The organism is Streptomyces sp. PA03-6a, from assembly GCF_033792765.1.
GTDB lineage: Bacteria > Actinomycetota > Actinomycetes > Streptomycetales > Streptomycetaceae > Actinacidiphila.
In genome coordinates this window covers 1-5425 of record NZ_JARAVK010000402.1, presented here as the reverse complement: position 1 = coordinate 5425, position 5425 = coordinate 1, and the positions used below count along the sequence as shown (strand labels likewise).

The 5425-nt window shown below is 70.9% G+C and carries 4 protein-coding genes; all 4 read right to left on the bottom strand.

Annotation, left to right across the window (positions count from 1 at the left end):
- A partial coding sequence (locus PV350_RS44115) for a flavodoxin-dependent (E)-4-hydroxy-3-methylbut-2-enyl-diphosphate synthase (protein ID WP_500339003.1) occupies positions 1 to 519 on the bottom strand: 519 nt, incomplete at its 3' end.
- Between the two features lie 101 nt (positions 520 to 620).
- Positions 621 to 1946, bottom strand: coding sequence for a M50 family metallopeptidase (locus tag PV350_RS44110; protein WP_499514303.1), 1326 nt, complete (start codon positions 1944 to 1946; stop codon positions 621 to 623).
- On the bottom strand, positions 1943 to 3211 hold the full coding sequence (gene dxr, locus PV350_RS44105) for a 1-deoxy-D-xylulose-5-phosphate reductoisomerase (protein WP_499514302.1): 1269 nt from the start codon (positions 3209 to 3211) through the stop codon (positions 1943 to 1945). The genes PV350_RS44110 and dxr overlap by 4 nt, the downstream gene beginning before the upstream one ends.
- An 89-nt stretch (positions 3212 to 3300) precedes the next feature.
- Positions 3301 to 5238, bottom strand: a complete 1938-nt coding sequence (locus tag PV350_RS44100; protein WP_500339001.1) for an acyl-CoA dehydrogenase family protein — start codon at positions 5236 to 5238, stop codon at positions 3301 to 3303.
- Between the last annotated feature and the right edge of the window lie 187 nt (positions 5239 to 5425).

Here is a 5425-nt window from a genome sequence, read left to right as displayed (position 1 = left end):
CCACAGCGCCGACTCCACCAGCGCCTCCGGGGTGGCCTTGCCGTACTTCTCCAGCAGGCGCCTGTCCAGCGACCCGGCGTTCACCCCGATCCGGATCGGGGTGCCGGCGTCGGAGGCCGCCTTGGCGATCTCCTTGACCTTGTCGTCGAACTGCCGGATGTTGCCCGGGTTCACCCGTACCGCCGCACAGCCCGCGTCGATCGCCGCGAACACGTACTTCGGCTGGAAGTGGATGTCCGCGATCACCGGGATCTGCGACTTCCTCGCGATGGTGGCGAGGGCGTCGGCGTCGTCCTGCGAGGGGCAGGCGACCCGGACGATCTGGCAGCCGGAGGCGGTGAGCTCGGCGATCTGCTGCAGCGTGGCGCCGATGTCGGCCGTGACGGTTGTGGTCATGGACTGGACGGAGACCGGGGCGTCGCCGCCGACCGCGACCGATCCGACCTGGATCTGGCGGCTCTTGCGTCGGTCGGCGAGCTTGATCGGAACGGACGGCATCCCGAGCGAAATCGCGGTCATGTGCGTGGCATCCCCAAAGTACGCGGATCGAGGTCCCGGCGGCGTGGGCGGGCTCCGTTGAACGAGACTACGTCACCCCACCCACGCCTCCGACATCGCGCCTAGGTCAAACGCACCGGATTGATGAGATCCGCGGCCATGACCAGCGCCGTGAAGCAGATGAAGATGCCGGCGACCACGTAGGCGACGGGCATCAGCTTCGCCACGTCGAAGGGTCCGGGGTCGGCCCGGCGGAAGACCTTGGCGATGTTGCGGCGGACGGACTCCCACAGGGCGCCCGCGATGTGCCCGCCGTCGAGCGGGAGCAGCGGGAGCATGTTGAACAGGAAGAGGGCCAGATTGACCCCGGCGAGCAGGCCCACCATCGTGGCGATCTTCTGCGTGGCCGGCAGCGGCAGCGAGAAGATGTCGCCGCCGAGACGGGCCGCGCCGATCATGCCGACCGGGGAGTCGGGCTGGCGCTCGGCGCCGCTGAAGACCGCGTTCCACAGTCCGGGGATCTTGCCCGGGAGCGCCGCGAGGGACCGGACGCCGTCCTCGGCCGTGGTGGCCATGTGGTCGAGCGACTGGTCGAAGTCCAGCTTCACCACGCCGTCCGCCGGTGTGAAACCGAGGAACCCGGCCTGGACGTACTGGTCCTTGACGATGCCGCCGTGCCCGTCGGTCTTGACGACCTTGTTGGCGATCAGGTTCGCGTGCAGGTTGATGGTCTTGCCGTCGCGCACCACGGTGATCGTCGCGGGACCGATGGTCTTGCGGATCTCCTTCTGCAGCACCGTCCACTGGCTGTCGTCGACCTTCACCCCGTTGAAGGCCACGATCCGGTCGCGCTGCTGCAGACCGGCCGCCTTGGCGGGAGCGGCCGGGTAGTCGCCGTGGACGCAGGGGTCCTTGGCCTTGAGGGCCTTGGTGTCGGAAGCGGGGACGACGCATTCCGAGACCGAGCCGACGGTCGTCGTCTGGGTCGGGATGCCGAAGCCCATGAAGAGCGCCAGGAAGAGCCCGAAGGCCAGGATGAGGTTCATGAACGGGCCGGCGAACATGACGATCACGCGCTTCCAGGGCTTGCGCGTGTAGAACATCCGGGTCTCGTCGCCCGGCTTCAGCTCCTCGTACGCCGCGGAGCGGGCGTCCTCGATCATCCCGCGGAAGGGCGAGGTGGACCGGGCCGCGATCCGGCCGTCGTCGCCGGGCGGGAACATCCCGATCATGCGGATGTAGCCGCCCAGCGGGATCGCCTTGATGCCGTACTCGGTCTCACCCTTGTGGCGGGACCAGATCGTCGGCCCGAAGCCGACCATGTACTGCGGCACGCGGATCTTGAACAGCTTGGCCGTGGAGAGGTGGCCGAGCTCGTGCCAGGCGATGGAGACCAGGAGGCCGACCGCGAAGACGGCGATCCCCAGTGCCCACATAAGTCCCGTCATACGTGTGCCGCCTCCGTTGTCGCCTGTTCCGCAGCCAGTTCCCGGGCGCGGGCCCGCGCCCACTTCTCCGCCTCGAGGACGTCCTCCACGGTCAGGGAGGTTCCCTCGACGGGAGTGCCGTGCTCCTCGACCACCCGTGCGACGGTGTCCACGATGCCCGTGAAGGGCAGCGTGCCCGCGAGGAACGCGGCCACGCACTCCTCGTTGGCCGCGTTGAACACCGCGGGGGCGGTACCCCCGAGGCTACCGACGTGGCGGGCGAGCGCCACCGCCGGGAACGCCTCGTCGTCCAGCGGGAAGAACGTCCACGTGGCCGCCTTCGTCCAGTCGCACCCGGGCGCGGCGTCGGGCACCCGCTCGGGCCAGCCGAGGCCCAGCGAGATCGGCATCCGCATGTCGGGCGGGCTGACCTGGGCCAGCGTGGAGCCGTCAGTGAATTCCACCATCGAGTGGATATACGACTGCGGGTGGACGACCACCTCAATGCGGTCGAAGGGAATGTCGAAGAGCAGGTGGGCCTCGATGACCTCCAGGCCCTTGTTCACCAGGGTGGCCGAGTTGATCGTCACCACCGGGCCCATGTCCCAGGTGGGGTGGGCCAGCGCCTGCTCGGGGGTGACCCCGGCCAGCTCGCCCTTGTCGCGGCCGCGGAAGGGGCCGCCGGAGGCGGTCACGACGAGCTTGCGGACCTCGGCGCGGGAGCCGCCCATGAGGGCCTGGAAGAGCGCGGAGTGCTCGGAGTCGACGGGCACGATCTGGCCCGGCTTGGCCACGGCCTTCACCAGGGGGCCGCCGACGATCAGCGACTCCTTGTTGGCGAGGATCAGGATCCGCCCCGCCTCCAGGGCGGCCAGCGTCGGGCGCAGCCCGATCGAACCGGTGATGCCGTTGAGGACGGAGTGGCACGGCCGGCCGGCCAGCTCGGTCGCGGCTTCCGGGCCGACCAGGACCTCCGGCAGGGGCTCGGCGCCGTAGCGCTCGGCCAGCGCCTCCCGCAGCGGGCCTTCCGCGTCCGCATCCGCGACGGCGACCGCGGAGACGCCGAGCTGCAGCGCCTGGTCGGCGAGGAGCCCGACGCGGCCGCCGGCGGCGGACAGGGCCACCACGCGGAAGCGGTCGGGGTTGCGCAGGACGACGTCGATGGCCTGGGTGCCGATCGATCCGGTCGAACCCAGGATCACGATGGTGCGGGGGCCGTCGTGGGCGGCGGTGGCCGCGTCCGGTCCGGGCAGCCGCAGATGCGGGTCGGCGAGAGAGTCCGTCATCCCCCCATTGTGTCCGGTCGCCGGCACGGCGCGGGCACCGCCTCCGGGAAGGCGGTGCCCTGTGCGCGGGGGACGCGTCCCCGGTCCGGTCAGCGGATCGGCCGGTGGACGTTCTCCTTGTGCGAGGCGCCCGGGGTGGTGTCGGCGATCCACGGGCCGTCGCTGGAGGGGTCGACGATGCCGGACTCCAGCCAGGTGTAGGCGCCGCCGAGGACCCCGTCGACGACCTTGCGGTCGATGGCGTCGGTGTTCGTCCACAGGCGGCCGAAGAGCTCCTCGACGCGGATCCGCGACTGGCGGCAGAAGGCGTCGGCGAGCTGGTAGGCCTCGCGCCCGTTCTCGCCCCGGGTGCGGAGCATCTCGGCGCGGACGCAGGCGGCGCTCATGGCGAACAGTTCGGCGCCGATGTCGACGACGCGGCCCAGGAAGCCCTGCTTGGTCTCCATCCGGCCCTGCCAGCGCGACATGGCGTAGAAGGTGGAGCGGGCGAGCTTGCGGGCGCCCCGTTCGACGTAGCGCAGGTGGGCGGCGAGGTCGGGGTGGCCCGCCGGGTGGAACGCGGAGTACGCGCCGGGGATCTGGCCGGGGCCGGCCACCAGCTTCGGCAGCCAGCGGGCGTAGAAGCCGCCGGCCTTCATGCCGGCCTTGGCCTTGTCGCCGAGCGCCTTGTCGGGGTCGATGAGGTCCCCGGCGACCGACAGGTGGGCGTCGACGGCCTCGCGGGCGATCAGCAGGTGCATGATCTCCGTGGAGCCCTCGAAGATCCGGTTGATCCGCAGGTCGCGCAGCAACTGCTCGGCCGGGATGCCCCGTTCGCCGCGGGCGGCGAGGGACTCGGCGGTCTCGAAGCCGCGGCCGCCGCGGATCTGGACCAGTTCGTCGGCCATGGTCCAGCTCATCTCGGAGGCGATGAGCTTGGCCAGCGCGCCCTCGATGCGGATGTCGTTGCGGTCCTCGTCGGCCATCTGGCTGGACAGCTCCATGACGGCCTCGAGGGCGAAGGTGGTCGCCGCGATGAAGGAGATCTTCGCGCCGACGGCCTCGTGGCGGGCGACCGGCCTGCCCCACTGCTCGCGGGCGGCCGACCACTCACGGGCGATCTTCAGGCACCACTTGCCGGCCGCGACGCAGGACGCGGGCAGCGAGAGGCGGCCGGTGTTGAGGGTGGTGAGGGCGATCTTCAGCCCGGCGCCCTCGGGGCCGATGCGGTTCTCGGCGGGGACGCGTACCCGGTGGAAGCGGGTGACGCCGTTCTCGATGCCGCGCAGCCCCATGAAGGAGTTGCGGTTCTCGACGGTGATGCCCTCGGAGCCGGCCTCGACGACGAAGGCGGTGATGCCGCCCTTGTGGCCCTCGCTCTTGGGCACCCGCGCCATGACGACCAGCAGGTCGGCGACGACGCCGTTGGTCGTCCACAGCTTCACGCCGTCCAGGACGTAGGAGTCCCCGTCGGGCACGGCCGTGGTCGCCAGGCGCGCGGGGTCGGACCCCACGTCGGGCTCGGTGAGCAGGAAGGCCGAGATGTCGGTGCGGGCGCAGCGCGGCAGGAACCGCTCCTTCTGCTCCGGGGTCCCGAACATCTTCAGCGGCTGGGGCACCCCGATCGACTGGTGCGCGGAGAGCAGCACGCCGATGGCGGGGCTGGCGGAGCCGACGAGGGCCAGCGCCTTGTTGTAGTACACCTGGGTGAGGCCGAGGCCGCCGTACTTGGGGTCGATCTTCATGCCGAGGGCACCGAGCTCCTTCAGCCCGGTGATGACCTCGTCGGGGATCCTCGCCTCACGCTCGATCAGTGCCCCGTCCACCTTCGTCTCGACGAAGTCGCGCAGCTTGGCCAGGAACTCCTCGCCGCGCTGGACCTGCTCGGTCGACGGTGTGGGGTGGGGATGGATCAGGTCGAGCCGGAAGCGGCCCAGGAACAGTTCCTTGGCGAAGCTCGGCTTTCGCCATTCCTGTTCGCGGGCGGCCTCTGCGACCTGGCGCGCTTCGCGTTCGGAAACGGTGGGGCGGGCGGATGCTGCGGACATGGGGGCGTCACCTCGCGTCGGTTACCGACCGGTGCTACTTGTTCGTTAGTACCCCGGTTCCGGCATGGTCACCAGCCCTCGCGCACGGGGCGCGGCGGGCCGGCGGCCTTTTCGACGGCGTTTCAGGCCGACGCGAGCGGCTTCCGCGGCGGCCCGGTGTCCGGGGCGGGGCCGCCCTCGGGGGACG